This is a genomic window from Acinetobacter lwoffii, assembly GCF_022967985.1.
Classification (GTDB): domain Bacteria; phylum Pseudomonadota; class Gammaproteobacteria; order Pseudomonadales; family Moraxellaceae; genus Acinetobacter.
In genome coordinates, this window is record NZ_JALJVC010000008.1 from 94,580 (window position 1) to 112,976 (window position 18,397).

19 protein-coding genes are annotated in these 18,397 nt (G+C 43.0%); 2 read left to right on the forward strand and 17 right to left on the reverse strand.

Features of this window, described 5'->3' with window-relative positions:
* Window positions 1-124: 124 nt before the first annotated feature.
* From MWG72_RS06765 to MWG72_RS06775, 3 genes are all read right to left on the reverse strand, one after another.
* Window positions 125-2,290, reverse strand: coding sequence for a malate synthase G (locus MWG72_RS06765; protein ID WP_247143519.1), 2,166 nt, complete (start codon window positions 2,288-2,290; stop codon window positions 125-127).
* A 367-nt stretch (window positions 2,291-2,657) separates the two neighbouring features.
* Window positions 2,658-3,809, reverse strand: coding sequence for a cell division protein ZapE (gene zapE / locus MWG72_RS06770; RefSeq protein WP_071850113.1), 1,152 nt, complete (start codon window positions 3,807-3,809; stop codon window positions 2,658-2,660).
* Window positions 3,810-3,893: 84 nt separating this feature from the next.
* Complete coding sequence (locus MWG72_RS06775) at window positions 3,894-4,901, reverse strand: helix-turn-helix domain-containing protein (protein WP_247143520.1); 1,008 nt, start codon at window positions 4,899-4,901, stop codon at window positions 3,894-3,896.
* Between the two features lie 144 nt (window positions 4,902-5,045).
* Between MWG72_RS06775 and MWG72_RS06780 the strand changes: the two genes are divergently transcribed.
* Together MWG72_RS06780 and MWG72_RS06785 are read left to right on the forward strand one after the other, a co-directional pair.
* Window positions 5,046-6,560 carry a flavin-containing monooxygenase gene (locus tag MWG72_RS06780; protein ID WP_247143521.1) on the forward strand — a complete coding sequence of 505 codons (1,515 nt, stop codon included), beginning with the start codon at window positions 5,046-5,048 and terminating at the stop codon, window positions 6,558-6,560.
* 77 nt (window positions 6,561-6,637) lie between these two features.
* Window positions 6,638-7,546, forward strand: coding sequence for a LysO family transporter (locus tag MWG72_RS06785; RefSeq protein WP_216986152.1), 909 nt, complete (start codon window positions 6,638-6,640; stop codon window positions 7,544-7,546).
* 435 nt (window positions 7,547-7,981) lie between these two features.
* Here the strand turns inward: MWG72_RS06785 and pyrF are convergent, their stop codons facing one another.
* From pyrF to MWG72_RS06855, 14 genes are all read right to left on the reverse strand, one after another.
* Window positions 7,982-8,662 carry an orotidine-5'-phosphate decarboxylase gene (pyrF, locus tag MWG72_RS06790; protein ID WP_247143522.1) on the reverse strand — a complete coding sequence of 227 codons (681 nt, stop codon included), beginning with the start codon at window positions 8,660-8,662 and terminating at the stop codon, window positions 7,982-7,984.
* 36 nt (window positions 8,663-8,698) lie between these two features.
* Entirely contained in the window at window positions 8,699-9,058 is a 360-nt protein-coding gene (locus tag MWG72_RS06795; protein ID WP_004278852.1) for a lipopolysaccharide assembly protein LapA domain-containing protein, read from the reverse strand.
* A 24-nt stretch (window positions 9,059-9,082) separates the two neighbouring features.
* On the reverse strand, window positions 9,083-9,388 hold the full coding sequence (locus MWG72_RS06800) for an integration host factor subunit beta (RefSeq protein WP_004278853.1): 306 nt from the start codon (window positions 9,386-9,388) through the stop codon (window positions 9,083-9,085).
* Between the two features lie 163 nt (window positions 9,389-9,551).
* Window positions 9,552-11,228 (reverse strand): 30S ribosomal protein S1, encoded by a 1,677-nt coding sequence (gene rpsA / locus MWG72_RS06805; RefSeq protein WP_004278854.1) that lies wholly within the window; start codon window positions 11,226-11,228, stop codon window positions 9,552-9,554.
* 110 nt (window positions 11,229-11,338) lie between these two features.
* Window positions 11,339-12,022, reverse strand: a complete 684-nt coding sequence (gene cmk / locus MWG72_RS06810) for a (d)CMP kinase (RefSeq protein ID WP_004278855.1) — start codon at window positions 12,020-12,022, stop codon at window positions 11,339-11,341.
* A gap of 17 nt (window positions 12,023-12,039) precedes the next feature.
* Window positions 12,040-12,471, reverse strand: coding sequence for an SRPBCC family protein (locus tag MWG72_RS06815; protein ID WP_005247314.1), 432 nt, complete (start codon window positions 12,469-12,471; stop codon window positions 12,040-12,042).
* Window positions 12,472-12,531: 60 nt separating this feature from the next.
* Window positions 12,532-13,047 (reverse strand): tRNA adenosine(34) deaminase TadA, encoded by a 516-nt coding sequence (tadA, locus tag MWG72_RS06820; protein WP_247143523.1) that lies wholly within the window; start codon window positions 13,045-13,047, stop codon window positions 12,532-12,534.
* A gap of 7 nt (window positions 13,048-13,054) precedes the next feature.
* Window positions 13,055-14,176, reverse strand: a complete 1,122-nt coding sequence (locus MWG72_RS06825; RefSeq protein ID WP_213687406.1) for an enoyl-CoA hydratase/isomerase family protein — start codon at window positions 14,174-14,176, stop codon at window positions 13,055-13,057.
* Window positions 14,173-14,886 (reverse strand): uracil-DNA glycosylase, encoded by a 714-nt coding sequence (gene ung, locus MWG72_RS06830; protein ID WP_005247316.1) that lies wholly within the window; start codon window positions 14,884-14,886, stop codon window positions 14,173-14,175. Before ung ends, MWG72_RS06825 begins: the two co-directional genes overlap by 4 nt.
* Window positions 14,887-14,932: 46 nt before the next feature.
* Window positions 14,933-15,529 carry a 6-pyruvoyl trahydropterin synthase family protein gene (locus tag MWG72_RS06835; protein ID WP_004278864.1) on the reverse strand — a complete coding sequence of 199 codons (597 nt, stop codon included), beginning with the start codon at window positions 15,527-15,529 and terminating at the stop codon, window positions 14,933-14,935.
* A 152-nt stretch (window positions 15,530-15,681) separates the two neighbouring features.
* Window positions 15,682-16,653: a type II secretion system minor pseudopilin GspK gene (gene gspK, locus MWG72_RS06840; RefSeq protein WP_247143524.1), complete on the reverse strand. Its 972-nt coding sequence runs from the start codon at window positions 16,651-16,653 to the stop codon at window positions 15,682-15,684.
* A 6-nt stretch (window positions 16,654-16,659) separates the two neighbouring features.
* Window positions 16,660-17,301, reverse strand: coding sequence for a type II secretion system minor pseudopilin GspJ (gspJ, locus tag MWG72_RS06845; protein ID WP_114541081.1), 642 nt, complete (start codon window positions 17,299-17,301; stop codon window positions 16,660-16,662).
* Complete coding sequence (gene gspI / locus MWG72_RS06850; protein ID WP_404976566.1) at window positions 17,298-17,849, reverse strand: type II secretion system minor pseudopilin GspI; 552 nt, start codon at window positions 17,847-17,849, stop codon at window positions 17,298-17,300. Before gspI ends, gspJ begins: the two co-directional genes overlap by 4 nt.
* Entirely contained in the window at window positions 17,839-18,390 is a 552-nt protein-coding gene (locus tag MWG72_RS06855) for a type II secretion system protein (protein ID WP_005106567.1), read from the reverse strand. Before MWG72_RS06855 ends, gspI begins: the two co-directional genes overlap by 11 nt.
* Between the last annotated feature and the right edge of the window lie 7 nt (window positions 18,391-18,397).

Here is an 18,397-nt window from a genome sequence, read left to right on the forward strand (position 1 = left end):
TGTTTCCTCACATGCTTTGCCCCCACTTTAAGAGTTCAACTGGAAAATTTCTAGTCAAAACAACGACGGCTTACCATTAGACAATAAAAAAGCCTCCGAAGAGGCTTTTTTAAGCTAGACAGGATTAGTCACCTGTATAACCTTTTAACTTTAAACGCGCTGCGTGCAGAAGCGGCTCGGTATAACCTGATGGCTGCTCACCACCTTTAAAAATCAGGTCAGATGCTGCCTGGAACGCAATATTGTTGGCAAAGTCAGCAGACATTGGCGTATACAGTGGATCATTGGCATTTTGCTCATCCACAATTTTCGCCATACGTTGCATCACTTCTTCTACTTGCTCACGACTTACGATACCGTGACGCAACCAGTTCGCAACGTGTTGTGAAGAAATACGTAGAGTCGCACGATCTTCCATTAAACCGACATCATTGATGTCTGGCACTTTAGAACAACCTACACCCAAATCTACCCAACGAACGACATAACCCAAGATACCTTGACAGTTATTTTCGAGTTCTTTGGTTTTTTCTTCTTCAGACCAGTTGGTGTCTTTCGCCAATGGCGGTGTCAACAAATCATCCAGAGATAAAGGTTGAGTCGACAATAGCTCTTGCTGACGGTCTGCAACATTAATCTGGTGATAGTGAATCGCGTGAATCACCGCACCTGTAGGTGATGGAACCCATGCACAGCTCGCCCCCGCTTCAGGATGTTCAGTTTTGGTTTTGTACATGTCAAGCAGCATGTCTGGCTTTGGCCACATGCCTTTACCAATCTGTGCTTTACCACGTAAACCTGCTTGCAGACCAATCATCACGTTACGGTTTTCATAAGCCGGGAACCAGATTTGGCCTTTTACTTCGCCTTTACGAACGAATGGACCAGCTTCCATAAAGGTATGGATTTCGTCACCAGTACGGTCCATGAAACCTGTATTGATGAAGATAGTACGATCTTTGGCTTGTGCAATACAGTTCTTCAAGTTCACAGAAGTACGGCGTTCTTCATCCATAATCCCGATTTTTAAAGTTTTTGCAGGTAAGCCGAGTGCCTGTTCTGCACGTTCAAACAATTCAACGGCAAGTGCCACTTCTTCAGGACCATGCATTTTCGGCTTAACGATATACATTGAACCTTGACGCGAGTTCTTGATGGTGTTTTCACCTTTGATGTCTGCAAAAGACAATAATGGCGTAACCAATGCATCCATGATGCCTTCATAGATTTCTGCGCCATCTACCAGAATCGCAGGGTTCGTCATTAAATGACCAACATTACGTAGCAACATCAATGAACGGCCGTGAACTTTAGTTTCACCACCTTCTACATTTTTGAAAGTACGGTCTTCATTCAGTTTACGGGTAACAGTTTTACCGTTTTTCTCAATAGACTCCTCTAAAGTACCTTTCATTAGGCCTAACCAGTTACGGTAGCCTTCCACTTTTTCTTCAGCGTCAACGGCTGCAATCGAGTCTTCCAAGTCCTGAATGGTCGTAACCGCCGCTTCAAGAACCACATCTTTTACACCAGCGGCATCAGTTTGGCCAATCGGGCTGCTAGCATCAATTTGCACAATAGCGTGCAGACCATTATTTTTAAATACGATTTCAGTCGGTGCTGAAGCTTCGCCATTGTAGCCAACGAATTTAGCCGCATTTGCCACAGTTGTTTTTGAACCGTCTTTTAGGGTAACAACCAGTGCATTAGCTTCAACTGCGTATTGAGTTGCGTCTGCATGCGAACCTTGTGCCAGTGGGAAAGTTTCGTCGAGGAAATTCTTGGCAAATGCGACAACTTTTTCACCACGTTTCGGGTTATAACCTTTGCCTTTTTCCGCACCATCTTCTTCAGAGATGACATCGAAACCGTAAAGTGCATCGTACAAAGAACCCCAACGTGCGTTTGCAGCGTTCAAGCAGTAACGTGCATTACGTACTGGTACCACCAACTGTGGACCTGCCAGTATTGCAATTTCTTCGTCTACATTTTCAGTGCTGATTTGAAAATCTTCTACTTCTGGTAACAAGTAGCCAATTTCAGTCAAGAAAGCTTTGTAAGCTTGTAATTCAAATGTGTTATTGCGGTGCCATTCATCAATTTTCGCCTGAATGTCATCACGCTTAGCCAAAAGTGCTTTATTTTTAGGGCTAAGATCAACAACGACTTGTTCAAAGTTTTTCCAGTATGTTTCGCTGTCTAAACCAGAACCTGGTAGTGCTTCATTTTCGATGAAATCGTAAAGTTCTTTAGCAATCGCTAACTTGCCTTTTTGAATACGTGCAGTCATTGTCTTTCCTGATATTGCTACTTTTTATACAAGAGATTCTAGTATACCGATTAAAATCTAGCTGAATAGTATTATCACATTGCTAAATACTGAGCATTTTTTCCAATATGAATACCCTCATAAACATATTTGATATTTCTCAGTTACAAATAGATATCATTCTGCTAAATACCCTAATGACAGTGTATAAAGTTTTCGAAATGTAGAAATTAGACTTAAGTTCAGATTTTCGAGTAAAAATTATGCATTTTAGTTATACACGATCATATTTAGATCAAGATTAAGCCATGTTTGATCAGGCTTGTCGATAATTTAAGTACCTATTTTTATAAAAAAAAGCGCCAGTAAATAACCAGCGCTTTTATTCTTACTCTCCGTTCACGGAGGCGATTTTCTCAATCTGGCGATGTTCAGAATTCAGGTATTCATCTGACTGCATTTCCAGCAAACGGGAACGGGTCCGTTCAATTTCAAAGGCCAGTTTCTCACCCTGGTAAATATCCACGATATTATCTTCTGAGGTTAAGAGTAACTTGACGCCGCGGTCATAAAATTCATCCACCAGATAAATAAAACGGCGTGTTCCATCATTCAGGAAATCGGTCAGGTGCGGCACATTGCTGACCAAAACCGTATTATAAATATTGGCGATTTCAATAAAATCAGCCGGACTGCGTGGCTTTAAACACAGTTCAGAAAATTCACACCACAATACATCTTCAGTATGTGACACGGTTTCAACAACACGGTTGTTGATAATAATCGGCTCTTCAGAACAGGTCTGAGTCTGGGTCAAAGCGCTAAAACGTTGAGCAATCCAGTTTTTATGATCATGTGTTAACGGGAATTTAAACAGTTGTGCCTGTTTCAAAACCCGTAGACGGTAATCGACTCCGGCATCGACATTTAAGACCACACAGTTTTTCTTGACCAGTTCGATGGTAGGCATAAAACGGTCACGGTGAATGCCGTTCTTATATAAACCGTCCGGTGCGATATTCGAAGTAGCGACCAAGGTGATACCACGTTCAAACAGCTTCTGGAACAGATCGCTCAGGATCATTGCATCCGTCACGTTAGACACAAAAAATTCATCAAAACAGATGATGACCGCTTCTTTATAAATTCGATCCGCCACGATATCTAGCGGATTACGCTGTCCGGATAATTTGTTTAACTCACGATGCACATGCTGCATAAAATGGTGAAAATGCATCCGGGTTTTACGGCGAAACGGAATCGAATCGTAAAACTGATCCATTAACCAAGTTTTTCCACGCCCCACACCACCCCACATGTACACCCCTTTCGGAGATGTCTGACGGCGAAAGCGGCGAAATGCTTTTTTCGATGCCTTAAAACGCTGAATCAATTCCAGCCAGACACGATTCAGTTCATGTACTGCCATTGCCTGTGCTTCATCAGGCATAAACTGTCCCGAAGAGATCGCTTGTGCATAACGTTCTGCAGGAGAAATCGGACTAAAAGCGGTGCTGTGCTGTGAATTAAAATCGGACATAGAATTTCGTACTATTTGGGATCAATTTAATTATAGCGGAGTTTAATCAACACGCTATAACACTTTGGCATAAACTAACTTAGGCTATTTTATATATTGCCGAGGACTTTGCCCAAACCAGCGTTTAAAGGCATGGTTAAAAGCAGCCGGCTCAGAATAGCCTAATAATTCTGCAATCATCTCAATCGAATACTGTTTATATTCAATCAGTCGCAAAGCCTTATCTTTAATAATTTCTTCGCGAATTTGCTTATAACTGGTATCACACTGCTGTAACTGATGTCGCAAGGTTCGTTCCGGAATATTCAGCGCCTGTGCCGTTTCAGCCATACTCGGCATCAGGCCACTTTGGATTTCCAGATAATCCTGCACCCGCTGCACCACAGTCGGTGTCTGTTCATCCTGTTGCAACCGCTCCAGTTCAGCCAGACATTTGGCTTCATAGACGGCAAAAGTGACCGCATCCGCAGAGGGAATTTTAATATCCAGCACTGCTTCATCAAACCAGAATGCTGCCCGAGATGCATCAAACTGTACCTGTGTTCCATAATAATCATGGTAGACCTTTAAGGTATTCAGATCTTCTGGATAGGCAAATGGCAACTCGATCCGCAAATCAGGTTTGGATAAGCCCATCAATTTGTAAATTTCCCGGATAAACTTAAACGTTCCGGAAATCTCCGCCTGTGCCAGCAGCATCCCCAAATGATCATCTTGCTGCTTGGCCCGATAACATAGCGCACTATAATGTTCGCTGTGTTCCAAAGCCAATTGACCGGTCAGATGCGTCAACTGCTGAAAACGGATCACCTGATTCAGTGCATCACGTACTGTAGGACTGGTCACCAGCAACATGAGTAAGGGACCATAACCTGCCAAAGCATAATGCTGGCCAATCAATAATCCCTGTTCAGGTTGGATTTCCTGTCCTACCACCTTAAGCACATCATGTTCCAGACTAGGGTGAATGACCGAGCTTGGATCAAAGGCATCTACACGCAGCCCAATGTTTTGCAGTTTCTGATCGACTTTCATGCCAGCCTTGCGCATCCCTTGAATCAAATACATCAGACTGAGAACAGAACGTTTCATAACCATACAAATACAATGTGATTGCTCTAGTTGTACTATAAAAATAATGTGTCGGCTATTGCCGTTTAGATCAATTTTCTGTCTAATCACCAGGGAGCAAATTACGATAAATATCCAACATTAAAATAAGTAAGGAATGTAGTGATGCTAGATCATGCCACCGCTACACGCTCCCCCCCTCATACCAAAGTTGCCATTATTGGAGCTGGTTGCGGAGGGATTGCCATGGCAATACGTTTACAACAGCATGGTATTTATGATTTTATTATTCTTGAAAAAGGTAGCGATTTTGGCGGAACCTGGCGGGACAATCAGTACCCTGGAGCAGCCTGTGATGTGCAATCACATTTATATTCCTTGTCATTTGCACCGAAAAGCAATTGGTCCAAACGTTATGCGGAAGCACCCGAGATATTTTCTTATATTCAGGATCTGGTGACCGATTATAACCTGCGTGCTTTTTGCCGTTTAAATACCGAAGTACTGGCAGCACATTACCAGGCAGAACGCTGTCTATGGCAATTACAGCTACAGGATCAAAGTATCCTTGAAGCCCAGTTTGTTATATTCGCTTCCGGACCTTTACATATTCCGCAAATCCCAGATATTCTCGGTATTGAGAAATTCCAAGGCAAAGTCTTTCATTCTGCGCAATTGGATCACACTTATGACCCGACTGGCAAAAATGTCGCATCGATTGGAACAGGTGGCAGCGCCATTCAATATATTCCGGAAATTGCCCCGAAATGCAAACAACTGTATGTCATGCAACGTACTGCGGCTTGGGTCATTCCTCGGGATGAACGTGCCTACCCGAATCTTGAAAAGAAACTCTTTAAAAAATATGACTGGTTTAGAAAGCTACACCGTGCCCGCCTGTATTGGTCAAATGAATCGCGTGTGGTACCGATTGTCAAACCGGGCATTATGAAATTCACCCAAAAACTGGCAGAACTATTCATTAAATATGAGGTCAAAAACCCTGAATTGGCCAAGAAACTAACTCCCGATTACATCATGGGCTGCAAACGTATTCTGGTTTCAAATAAATACTTCCCGACGTTTAACCGCCATAATGTGGAACTGGTGACCGAGAAGATTCAGGAACTGACTGAACACAGTATCATTACACAAGATGGAAAAGAGCGGCCGATTGACTGTCTGATTTATGGCACCGGATTCATTACCGATCCACGTATCTATATGAAGAATTTTCAATGTACCGGGCTTGATGGCGTAGAACTGAATGAAATGTGGAAACAAGGTGCTGAAAGCTATTATGGAATTTGCGTGAAAGACTTTCCAAACCTGTTTCAGTTACTGGGGCCAAATACCCTATTGGCACACAATTCTGTCATTTTTATGATTGAGGCACAAGTTGAATATATTTTGCAATTGATGCAACTGGTCGATCAATCCCAAAGCGATGCCATTATGGTTAAAGACCAGGCACAAGATACATTTAATCAGCAGGTGCAACATATGTTTGAAAAGACCGTGTGGCAATCTGGCTGTGTCAACTGGTATCAGCAGGAAGGTGGCAAGAACTTTGCCTTATGGCCAACTTATACCTGGAAATACTGGCTCAAAACCAAAAAGCCAAATGCCAAATGCCAAATGCCAAATGCCAAATGCCACAGATTATCGATTATTGAATAAAGTCGCCTAAAAGCTTTTACCATCTGACATCAAGCGGTGGCATAATTTATAGGTAATTTTTTCAATCCATTAAACTTATGCAATCGCTTTGGCTTATCTTTCAGCTTCTATTCTGTCTAGCACTCGGTTTTGCCATGGCAAAACGAATTCCACTTTCGATTATTAAAATCTGTTTCAAGCTATTGCCCTATTTTAGCTATGTTTTATTGATTGCGATTGCCTTTGAATTTTCACAACTGGTAGATGAATTACAGCATCCCCTACAGATTCTAAGTACGTCGATCAGTATTGCCTTTCTGACTTCGCTCGGTGCTTTTGCATTTTGTTATCTACTATTTAAATGGGCAGGTTATCTTCCGAGTTCAGGCCGAGTCTCCGTCGACCTGGTACTTAAATCCTTGCTGAATATGAGCTATGCCTTTTTGGCTCTCGCAGGTGGATATTGTTTACATGCGGGCTTGAATCTGTTTGATCTATCCTTGCAAATCAGCACCTGGCATTTGTTGCTGGTATTTATGTTCATGATTGGCCTGGATCTGGCTTATTCACCTTTAGATCGTTCCTGGTTAAATTTTAAAATTCTCTTAGTTCCGATTGGTTGTATTTTTGGTTCATTATTTGCAGTCATGCTTTATTCATTCTGGAATACAGACATCAGTCTAAAAGATTTGATCATGCTGTCACAAGGCTATGGATTTTACTCAATGTCAGGTGTTGTCGTAACAGAACTCAGAAATGCAGAACTCGGCAGTATCGCGCTAATGAATGACCTGTTTAGAGAAATTTTTGCCATCTTACTCATGTATTGTATGGGCTGGAGATACCCAAGATCCGCCATTTCCGCAGCGGGTGCAACTGCGATGGATGTGACTCTACCGATGGTTAAACAGGCCTGTGGGCATGATTTTATTCCACATGCCATGGTCAGTGGTTTTATTTTGTCACTGTTAGCACCAGTCATGGTGAGTGTACTGGCAGCGATTTAATTACTTTATCACTTTCTCAATCTCACTAAATTCCTCTTTTATAAAAAGGAACTCTCCTCCCTGATTCAGTTTAAAAGCAGAATTTTAAAACGAAGCACAAGCAAGTAGGCCGAGAGGGCTGACTAAAAACTTAAATCAATATCACTTAAGGCATCGCCTACTGTTTCAATAACATCCGAAGCAAGACTGATGGCATCAGATGCCAAACTGACCACATCGATCCCCGCTGTCCGATCTGCTGAGCTTGCCTGCTGTTGTTGCTATTCTTGTTGCTTAAGCTGTTCTGCCTGTTGAATATTTTGAATCACGTCATTCTGTACTTTTTATAATTGTGGTTCAGATGAAGTCATCATTTTTCCTTTTTATTTTATAACCATTTTTTCAATATATAAAAAAAGCCTTTCGACTGAAAGGCTTTTTGTCATTCAAACCGTATTAAAGCGTTGCCAAAATATCTTTCAAAGTCTGACGCATATTTTTAGACTGGGTAATCGGGCGACCAATTACCAGATGTGTTGAGCCATCTAGCATTGCCTGTTTCGGTGTCACAATACGTTTCTGGTCATCTGCATTCGACCCTTCTGGACGAATGCCGGGTGTCACTAATGCAAAGTCTTTTCCAATCGTTTTACGTAACATTTTCGCTTCTTGAGCTGAGCAAACCACCCCATCTAGACCACTGTCTTTTGTCAGTTGTGCCAGACGTTTTACATGCTCATTCGGCTCAATATCCAGACCAATATCTTTCAAGTCTTCACGGCCCATTGACGTCAATACAGTCACTGCAATCAACTGAGTTTTATAATTACCCGCTTGTAAACGCTCTACACAGGTTTCCATCATCTTGCGGCCACCTGAGGCATGCACATTGACCATCCACACACCCAAATCTGCTGCCGCGCATACTGCCTGTGCTGTTGTATTTGGAATATCATGAAATTTCAGATCCAAAAATACATCAAAGCCTCTATCTTGAAGCGCTTTGACAATGATTGGACCTTCATGGGTAAATAACTCTTTACCAACTTTAAGTCGACACAAGGCAGGATCTAACTGTTCTGCAATGGCTAAGGCATCAAATTGGCTTTTGGCATCTAGTGCGACGATGATACTCAAGAGATTACCCCTTCATATAGGCAAAAAATAAGCCCATTATAATGGGCTTTGATTTTCATTGGTAATATCTAATACAGTTTTTTCATGCCGGGTATGGGCTGCTGCTTCAGCGGCCATTAACTTGGCTGTATTCAACTGTTCCTTACGTAGATGTTCAATGTCTTTACGCAGTCGTTTAATTTCCCAATTCGTCTGAAAAACCCGGAAGATCTGAACGCCCAATAACAGGCCCAAAACGACACCTAAAGATAACGTGAGGAGAAGTAATAATCCCAGGCGCATTGCGGGAACTTGAGTAAATAACAAGTCCACTGACAATTCAGTACCGTTTTGCAAAACTAAAGCTAATGAATAACCAAACAGTACCAATAAAAGAATGACCAGAACGTAACGCATGAACACCCCGCAAAATATTTACAATTATTTTTGTGCAGACTCGTTCACAGCGTCACGAAGTGCCTTGCCTGGTTTAAAGTGCGGAACTGCTTTTGCAGCCACTTCTACTGATTTACCAGTTTTAGGGTTACGACCTACGCGCGGTTCACGGTGATGCAATGCAAAACTACCAAATCCACGAATCTCGATACGGTTGTCAGTTGATAATGCTTCTATCATTTGATCGATCATAATTTTAACGGCTTCTTCCACTAAAGGCTCAGCCAAATGCGGATTTTTTAATGCAATACGCTCTATTAAGTCAGACTTATTAAGTGCTTCAGTAGTCATCTGCGACCTCTTTAATTATCAAGCTACTTGGGATCTATTTCCCGATAATAACCTGTTTAAATACAAAACGGTAGCGCAATAATTAAATACTACGCTACCGTTTACAGTATTTGTATAAAAAGTATTAGTTAAATTACATTAACAATACAATTCAAACGCTTACTTAGTTGCCCATTTGAGCTTTGATCAGGTCACCAATCGTCTTAGGACCATTGTCTTGACCAGCAGGAGCTGTTTTCAAGTTAGCAACTGCTTCTTTCTCTTCAGCTTCGTCTTTCGCTTTGATAGACAAGTTGATTGCGCGAGATTTACGATCTACGTTGATGATCTTCGCTTCAACTTCTTGACCAACTTCAAGGAACTTAGTTGCATCTTCAACGCGATCGCGGTTGATTTCAGATGCTTTCAAAGTCGCTTCAACTTCGTCAGCTAACTTAACAGTAGCGCCTTTAGCGTCAACTGCAGTTACAGTACCTTTAACCAAAGCACCGCGTTCGTTAGCAGCAAGGAAGTCATTGAACGGATCGTTGTTCATTTGCTTGATGCCAAGGCTGATACGGTTGCCTTCAGCGTCTACAGAAAGGATAACCGCTTCAACAGTGTCGCCTTTCTTGTAACGACGAATCGCTTCTTCGCCTTGTTCGTTCCAAGAAATATCAGACAAGTGAACTAGACCGTCGATACCGCCTGGTAAACCGATGAAGATACCGAAGTCAGTGATAGATTTGATCGTACCAGAAACTTTTTCGCCTTTATCGTGGTCTTTAGCAAACTCTTCCCATGGGTTAGCACGAGTTTGTTTGATACCAAGAGAAATACGACGACGTTCTTCATCAACTTCAAGAACCATAACATCAACTTCATCACCAATCTGAACAACTTTAGATGGGTGGATGTTTTTGTTCGTGTGATCCATTTCTGAAACGTGTACTAAACCTTCAACGCCTTCAGCGATTTCAGCGAAACAACCGTAGTCAGTCAGGTTAGTTACGCGCGCTTTAACGATTGAACCTTTAGGGTAACGGTTCATGATCGCTAACCATGGATCTTCGCCAAGCTGTTTAAGACCTAGAGAAACACGGTTACGTTCGCGGTCGAATTTAAGTACTTTAACAGTAACTTCTTGACCCACTTCAACAACTTCTGAAGGGTGCTTGATACGTTTCCAAGCCATGTCAGTGATGTGAAGAAGACCATCAATACCGCCAAGGTCAACGAATGCGCCGTAGTCAGTAAGATTTTTGATCGTACCAGTAACTGTTTGACCTTCTTCAAGCTGAGCAAGAAGAGCTTCACGGTCAGCTGAAGATTCAGCTTCCATAACAGCACGACGTGAAACAACAACGTTGTTACGTTTAGCGTCAAGTTTGATTACTTTGAATTCTAACTCTTTGCCTTCTAGGTGAGTAGTATCACGAATAGGACGAGTATCAACTAAAGAACCTGGAAGGAACGCACGTACTGGACCGATGTCAACAGTGAAACCACCTTTAACTTTACCAGAGATAACACCAGTAACGATTTCGCCGTCTTCAAAGATTTTTTCAAGTTTAGTCCAAGTTTCTGCGCGTTTAGCTTTTTCGCGAGAAAGAACTGTTTGACCCATACCGTTGTCAAGTGCTTCAACAACTACGTCTACAGTGTCGCCAACTTGAACTTCAAGTTCGCGCTGTTCATTTAAGAACTCAGCACGGTCAACAACGCCTTCAGATTTAAGGCCAGTGTCAACAGTTACCCAATCAGAGTCAATGCTTACTACAACGCCCTGGATAACTGCACCCTTTTCAACGTTGAGGTTTAATTCGCTTGCTTCAAAGAGGGCTGCAAAAGATTCGGTCATGATATTTCCGATAAAGTCAGCGGTCTTGGATCAGACAAGGCCGGTTTAATTAAGCATCTACATAGTCCATATAAAACTGATCAAGCTATGCGTTTGCTGATAAAATTGGGTTAATTTGCTAACTGCTGATCCACATAAGTGGTCATCAGCTGGAATACTTCATCGATATTCAAATCTGAACTATCAATAATGTAAGCATCATCCGCAGGCTTGAGTGGAGCGACAGCGCGTTCCGTATCTCGTTTATCGCGAGCGATGATATTAGCTAAAATGTCGCTTATTTTAACATCCAGTCCCATGCCCTGCAACTGCTTTACACGTCTTTGCGCGCGTGATTCAGCCGAGGCCGTCAAATATATTTTTGCCTGAGCATTCGGGAAGATACTTGTCGCCATATCACGTCCGTCTGCTACCAGACCAGGCGCCTGTGCAAAGGCATGCTGACGTGAAACCATCGCTGTTCTAAGCTCAGGAATTGCTGCAACTTTTGAAGCAAACTCTCCTACCCGTTCAGTTCGAATAGTTTGGGACACATCTTCACCATCCAGCCACACCTGCACCCCGGTGTCGGTACTGACAAACTGGATATCTAAATTTGTTGCGATTTGTACGCATTCTGGCAATTTCGTGTCTAGCGAATCCAGCAAATCATGGTGATGCAATGACAAACCCAAAAGGCGGTATAAAGCACCAGAATCCAATAAGTGAAACTGATAATGTGCAGCCAGTTTCGCTGCTAACGTGCCCTTGCCAGACCCACTTGGACCATCAATGGTAATAATTTGAACTGTCATTGCTTTCCCGTTGTTGTTTAAACAGATTTTGCGAGTTTTGTCAGGCCTAGTTTAATCGCTGCCTGTAACTGTGCAAGGATTAATTTACTCACAAAAGGCGCACGTGCCTGCAATTCAATCGTATAAGTTACTAACGTTTTGTCATCAGCCAGTGCTTCAAATTCAATAATGCCTAAATGATGCTTGATCAATGGATTTTTAATAATCTGATATTCGATGCGATTATTTGGCTCGAACAAGGTAATTTGTTCTTTCAGCGGCTTCACTGGCCCCATACCCATTGCACGTACTGAACCGAGTCCATCAGGATATTCAGCATCCGCAGAATCCTTGATTCGTTCGACCTGCATCGGTGCGAAGGCAATATTATAGGTGGCATGCTTGGACATCAAATTGAAGACATCATCAAGGGCTGCTGGGAATTCTTTTTTTACTTGGATGCTGTTCATTATTGTTCCTGAAGATTGCAGATATTTGAAAGTGGGAAAATTTTAGCGGATAAAGCAGATTTATTTCTGCGTATTTAATAACTTTTCTTGTAACTTGAGTTCTCGTTTCTGCTCGCGACGCAACTTAAAAAATGCACTCAGCTGTTCAGAGCATTGCTGCTGCATGCAGCCTGCCTGGAAAGAAAATACGTGATTATAATAACCGGTTTCAAACAGTTGACGCGCACTCACCAGTGAACCTGCTTTCGCTTCAAATGCGCCAAATACTACCCGTGAAACCCGTGAATGCACCAGCGCACCAACACACATGGTGCACGGCTCTAAAGTCACATAAAGCACTGCATCATCAGGTAAACGATAATTCTGGATATTTTGACAGGCATCACGCAGCGCCACAATCTCGGCATGCGCGGTCGGATCATTTAAAGAAATCGGCGCATTAAAGCCCTGACCAATGATCTGATTCTGACTAACAATAATCGCACCCACCGGAATTTCGCCCTGTGCGGCAGCAAGTGCAGCCTGCGCATAGGCAAGCTGCATCCAGTATTCATCGCTCAATTGTGTTTCGGACATGTAAAACTTAAATCACACCATACTGTTTTAGCAAGGCATTCCAGCTTTCAATATTGGTCACCGGAGGGTTTGCAGACAAAATACCTTTTAAGCTCATATCTGCACCCTTTTTCCATGCAGGAGAAAGGTCTTTATCCACCAGACGTGCGCGCACACCTTCGACAAAGTCATGATGACGGATTTTCCAGTCTGAGATCTGAACTTCCAGTTCGAAAACTTCATTCCAGGAATGTATCTGCTTACCCCATTGCCACAATAGCCAGGTCAAGGCTGCAGTAGTTGGCGAACCTTTTTTCAGGTTTTCACTGGCCTGACGCAACCAGTCACTGCGTGCGTCACTCAGGCCAATAATCGACTCATAATCATGCTCAAAGTTGACACCACGGCAAACACTATGAATCACATCCAGAGAGTTTTGCAACGGTCCCGGGCCGACCGGACGGTGCATACTATTCAGGGTGTCATCAATGGCACGGAAGTCACCTGCAGGATAATGCTCCCAGTCAATATTAATGACTTTATCCAAAACTGAATCACGCTGTGCATCACAAATATGCGTTGCCCAGCCAATCCCGTAAGCGCCCGCAGCAGTCATGATTGAACCGGTCAAGCCGGTAAATAGACCAATCGCACCACGATCTGCCAAGAAGCGGGTTGCACCCACGTCTGGATACAAACCGATATTAATTTCAGGCATTGCCAAACGTGAATATGGCGTCACTAAACGGAAAGGCGCCGCCATAAACAAGCCCAAGCCACCACCCATCACATAACCTTCACCCCAGACTAAAACGGGTTTGGCATAATTATGCAGTAACAGATCGAGTGCATATTCTTGTTCAAAGAATTTATTGGCAGCCGCGACTTCATCATTAATCACTAACTGACGCAGCTTACGCACATCCCCACCCGCACAGAACGCTTTCGGTGTGGTTGAATCCAGCCAGATGGCTTTGACGCTATCATCATGATGAAAGTCCTGAAATACTTCCAGAAGTGCGGAAGCAATCGATTCATCGAGAGCATGCAAAGATTTCGGGCGATTTAAACGAACGATACGCCAACCATTGTGCGCTTCTTCAACAATCAAATCCGGATGATAATGTTTAGTAAGGGGAGAATATTTCATGCGTCCAGCTGCCAATCTATAGGCTCAATGCCATGTTGTTTGAGGTAGTTATTCGATTTTGAAAATACTTTACAACCAAAAAAACCACCACGGTTTGCTGCCAAAGGCGATGGATGTGCTGCCTTTAACACGAGATGCTTGTCTTGATTAATGCGCTGTCCTTTACGCTGTGCGTATGCGCCCCAAAGAATAAAGACAATATGTTCACGCTGTTCATTTAATACATCAATGACGTGATCGGTAAATTCTTCCCAACCGCGCTTTTGATGCGAAGTCGGCTGACCTGCTTCGACGGTCAGTACTGCATTTAACAGAAGCACACCCTGCTCTGCCCAATGCGTCAAGTCACCATGCTTCGGTCTTTCAACCCCAACATCTGCATGTAACTCATGAAAAATATTACGCAAAGATGGTGGTAATGCAACCCCCTTTTGCACGGAAAAGCTTAATCCATGCGCCTGATTTGGGCCATGATAAGGGTCTTGCCCTAAAATCACCACTTTTACCCGATCTAGCGGCGTGGTATTCAAAGCATTAAAAATCAGATGATTGGGAGGATAAATGATTTTATCTGCTTTTTTTTCTTCAACGAGAAATGCTTTTAATTCATCCATTTTTGGACTGAGCAAAAATTCACTCAATCCATATTTCCAGCTTTCATCCAACTGAACTTTATTCAGCTTGGCCAGTTGCTGTTCATTTAAAGACATTCTTCAATCCTAAATCTATGTCAATGGATTTAAAGTCACGCAGACTTTAAATCTGTACCTGTAAATCTACTGTAGGGTTATGAAATGGTGTGCCCTGTTTGAGCTTGGCAAACATGTCCGGATCTGTCCATTCAGCCTGCACTTGTTCAGAGAACTCAAGTTGCTCCAGACTAAGGATGCCCATTTGTTCATTTTGAATATCTTCTAAAAAGCTTTGTGCATAGCCGGTGTCGGTTTCATGCACAATCACAGAATAGACTTCGACATCGCCTTCACCATTTTGAGTCACGGTCGATGCCAGCACCTGCTGTGCCAGAAAGAAGAAAATACGTGAAAACTGTTCTGCTGATGGCGATACCGGCAAAGACACCCAGCGCGCACTGAAATTCTTGCAGGCCTGAATATATTCCGGATCGTCATTTTGCCAAAAGCAGATGGCATGATCGAAAGAATCAAAGAAATCCTTAATCACACCTTTAAGCAGACCAAAGTCATAGACCATTTGACCATGATCTAGCTTCGAGGCTTTTAGCAATAACTCGACTTTATAACTATGGCCATGGATCGAACGCTTACAGCGATCTGACGTGCAGTTACGCACAATATGAGCATTCTCAAACTTAAATAACTTACGAATTAACATATGCCGTAATGTCGTCAAAAAATAGGTGAATTAATTTTGATTATAAAGCAAAAGTAAAGCTTTGAGGATTAATTTTGCTGTTTAGCATGATAGGGAAAAGGCATCAGCCCGGCATTTGCGCTTATCCAGCCTGTACAATTCATGAGCTAAAATTAAAATGGCGCCATGCTACGATAGGCTACATAAACCTGTTTGTCCTGACGAACCAGATCACTGCTGAATTGGCGCTTACGCTCACTTAAAACCACTTCGATTCGGGCTTTAAAATAATTGGATTGAACCCCAAGCAGGCTGTTAAATAGATTACGCTTATCCGCATCAACCTGAGCGAAAGGCTCGAGTGACCACAAATCAGATACATTGGAAAAATACTCCAAATTGGCCTGACGCTGATCCAGCAATTGCTGCACCGCATTCACATCCAGCTTTTCATCTATACTCGCCAAAAGAAAAGCTGAAGCCGTATTAATATTGACCGGACTCTCCTGCACCGGTGCAGTACTCAGATAAGGTGCTATCAACTTATATTTATTCTCTTCAAAACCGCGTACCAGCTTTAATTCTTCCACGCTATGAAATTTTGCATTTGGTGGCAAAGCGGCATTCGGCAAACCTTGATAATAATTAGATTCAGCACCCATGCCTCCACTAACCAGCTCGTCTGCATCCTGCCAATCAATGACTGCTTCACTGAGCTGTACCGGCAAACCGGCACGTTTTAAAATCAGCTCGAACCATGCTTTGGCATTTTCATTGACAGCACCTTCGGCAGTGATCAGGCTATTTAAATTAAACTTGCCTGATTCATCCTGTATTATTCCGGAGACATAACCGTCATCTACCGGAAAAGCTGGCATGGGCTGCGCCCAGGTTTCCTGCAGATGGTCGACCTCTGCGGCATTTTCAGCATCATCGACCAGCAATTCAGAAAAAAAGGCCTCAGCACTTTTGGCATACATTAAGGACTGGTTTTGTCGCATCAAATAGGCAGTGCTTTCAGCAGTTGCAGCTTGACGTTGCGCAATCGTAGCCGCCAGAATAGTCGCTAGCGCTACCATCACCAGAATGGTAATCAGTGCAATGCCCTGCTGCTGCTTGATCATGATCGCTTTATTCATTTTCATTTCTTATTATTCTGAGCTGGGTTGACCGGTGTTCTGAGTATCAAGCAAAAAGTCCGTATTCAATAAACTGAACATCCATTCATAACTTACACCATTCACGGTTAAATTGATTTTAATCCCTTTAGGCAAACGCTGTTTATGCTCTAACTGATTCAGATCAGCAGAAGCATCCGGCCATTGCGTGAGTTCATTCGGATTAAGTACGATGATCTGAAATTGTTCCACTTCCGACAATAAAACACTGGATTCGGGCTGATCTTGACCTGCCTGATTTAGATTCCGGTATTTCAAGCGATAAAGTTTCTGCTCATCGGCTCGATACTGATATTCAATGCGCTCATCTGGGGAAATCCCTTCTTCTAAAGGGTCAGTCACTCCAGTTTTACTGAAATTAAAGCGTCCGTTCTGTAGCACTAGAGCCGGCTGAATATCGCCATTGATATTGGCCGTTAAGGGTACTGCCTGTACGGTATCTCGCAGAATCTGCTGATAGGTTTGCTGTAACTGACCTAAACGCTGTTCATGAATCACATTCTGATCTTTGGTTTTGACAATATAATCAAAAACTTTCCAGCCCAAAGCAGACAGCACCGCAAAGATCGCAATTGCGACCATTAATTCAACTAGGGTAAATCCTTTAGGCTTCATGGGGTATTGTTCATGCGATGATTAAAGAACATCAGACTGCTGATGCCAGATTCAACCTGACCACTGTCCTGATTAACCAGACTAATCTGTAATTCGATTCGCTGGACATTCGGACTGACCGTCGGCTCACTACGCTTGTCAATCTGCCAGGTTTCACCTTGCTGGGTCAGCTGTTTGGAAGCCGTGCCTTCCATCCATTCCTGATTGATTTCCATTTGTGCCACTTCATTTAAGGCAACAAACTGTGCTTTGGTACGTAGAATGGCATTTGAGGTGGATTGGGTATATTGCATCGCGACTTTGGTCAGGGTTATGGCTGCGGTCGCAAAAATTGCCAAGGCGACCATAACTTCCAATAAGGTAAAACCTGAGGCACGATTAAGTCGAGTAACACTCGACCTGAGCGACATTGTCGCGCAAGAAAGTCCGATAGCAGCGCAAGACGAAGTCCTATGCTTGCAGCACACATGATCAAATCCATGAACACTCGCCTTAAACAACTTGATTACACCAGACCCAGCGCTCTGCTTGAAATATCTAGATTTCATTGATTTTACCCAGATGATCAATCTCAATCGCAGCACCCACTTCACGGTCTTCTAAAAAGAACTGAATCCGCACCGGTTTGACTTCACCATTGCCGAGCCAGATTAATTGAGGTGAATTTGCCTGAGTCAGGTCACGATTTTGTGCCCTGGCATAACGCTGCTGTTCCAGTGCCTGAATTTGAAAGGAAATATGATCAGGCAAACTACGCAATTTAAAATCTGCATAATTTTGCCATTTCTCATTTTGCAGGTTCGGTTCAGTCTGCGCTGCCGAACGATATTCTATAATTCCATAGCGAAATGGCGTGACATCTGTCGCTGATTGAACGTCAAGCGCGAGTATTCTGGATTGGTCATTAGCCTCGCGTAGCACCCGTTGCAAGTCCACCAATAAAATTTCCCGTGCCTGCATCGCTTTGCGCTGATCGACACCACTGGTATTCAGCAGCACTAGTGAAGCCATAATTCCCATAATCACAATCACCACCATCAATTCGATTAAGGTAAAGCCACGAACTGCACTGTGAGGTGATCTGATCATAGGACAA

Bases quoted from the DNA above. Each gene is read 5' to 3' on its own strand.
- MWG72_RS06765 (WP_247143519.1), bottom strand. From the start codon at position 2,290: ATGACTGCACGTATTCAAAAAGGCAAGTTAGCGATTGCTAAAGAACTT.
- zapE (WP_071850113.1), bottom strand. From the start codon at position 3,809: ATGTCCGATTTTAATTCACAGCACAGCACCGCTTTTAGTCCGATTTCT.
- MWG72_RS06775 (WP_247143520.1), bottom strand. From the start codon at position 4,901: ATGAAACGTTCTGTTCTCAGTCTGATGTATTTGATTCAAGGGATGCGC.
- MWG72_RS06780 (WP_247143521.1), top strand. From the start codon at position 5,046: ATGCTAGATCATGCCACCGCTACACGCTCCCCCCCTCATACCAAAGTT.
- MWG72_RS06785 (WP_216986152.1), top strand. From the start codon at position 6,638: ATGCAATCGCTTTGGCTTATCTTTCAGCTTCTATTCTGTCTAGCACTC.
- MWG72_RS06795 (WP_004278852.1), bottom strand. From the start codon at position 9,058: ATGCGTTACGTTCTGGTCATTCTTTTATTGGTACTGTTTGGTTATTCA.
- MWG72_RS06800 (WP_004278853.1), bottom strand. From the start codon at position 9,388: ATGACTACTGAAGCACTTAATAAGTCTGACTTAATAGAGCGTATTGCA.
- rpsA (WP_004278854.1), bottom strand. From the start codon at position 11,228: ATGACCGAATCTTTTGCAGCCCTCTTTGAAGCAAGCGAATTAAACCTC.
- cmk (WP_004278855.1), bottom strand. From the start codon at position 12,022: ATGACAGTTCAAATTATTACCATTGATGGTCCAAGTGGGTCTGGCAAG.
- MWG72_RS06815 (WP_005247314.1), bottom strand. From the start codon at position 12,471: ATGAACAGCATCCAAGTAAAAAAAGAATTCCCAGCAGCCCTTGATGAT.
- tadA (WP_247143523.1), bottom strand. From the start codon at position 13,047: ATGTCCGAAACACAATTGAGCGATGAATACTGGATGCAGCTTGCCTAT.
- MWG72_RS06825 (WP_213687406.1), bottom strand. From the start codon at position 14,176: ATGAAATATTCTCCCCTTACTAAACATTATCATCCGGATTTGATTGTT.
- ung (WP_005247316.1), bottom strand. From the start codon at position 14,886: ATGTCTTTAAATGAACAGCAACTGGCCAAGCTGAATAAAGTTCAGTTG.
- MWG72_RS06835 (WP_004278864.1), bottom strand. From the start codon at position 15,529: ATGTTAATTCGTAAGTTATTTAAGTTTGAGAATGCTCATATTGTGCGT.
- gspK (WP_247143524.1), bottom strand. From the start codon at position 16,653: ATGAAAATGAATAAAGCGATCATGATCAAGCAGCAGCAGGGCATTGCA.
- gspJ (WP_114541081.1), bottom strand. From the start codon at position 17,301: ATGAAGCCTAAAGGATTTACCCTAGTTGAATTAATGGTCGCAATTGCG.
- gspI (WP_404976566.1), bottom strand. From the start codon at position 17,849: ATGAAATCTAGATATTTCAAGCAGAGCGCTGGGTCTGGTGTAATCAAG.
- MWG72_RS06855 (WP_005106567.1), bottom strand. From the start codon at position 18,390: ATGATCAGATCACCTCACAGTGCAGTTCGTGGCTTTACCTTAATCGAA.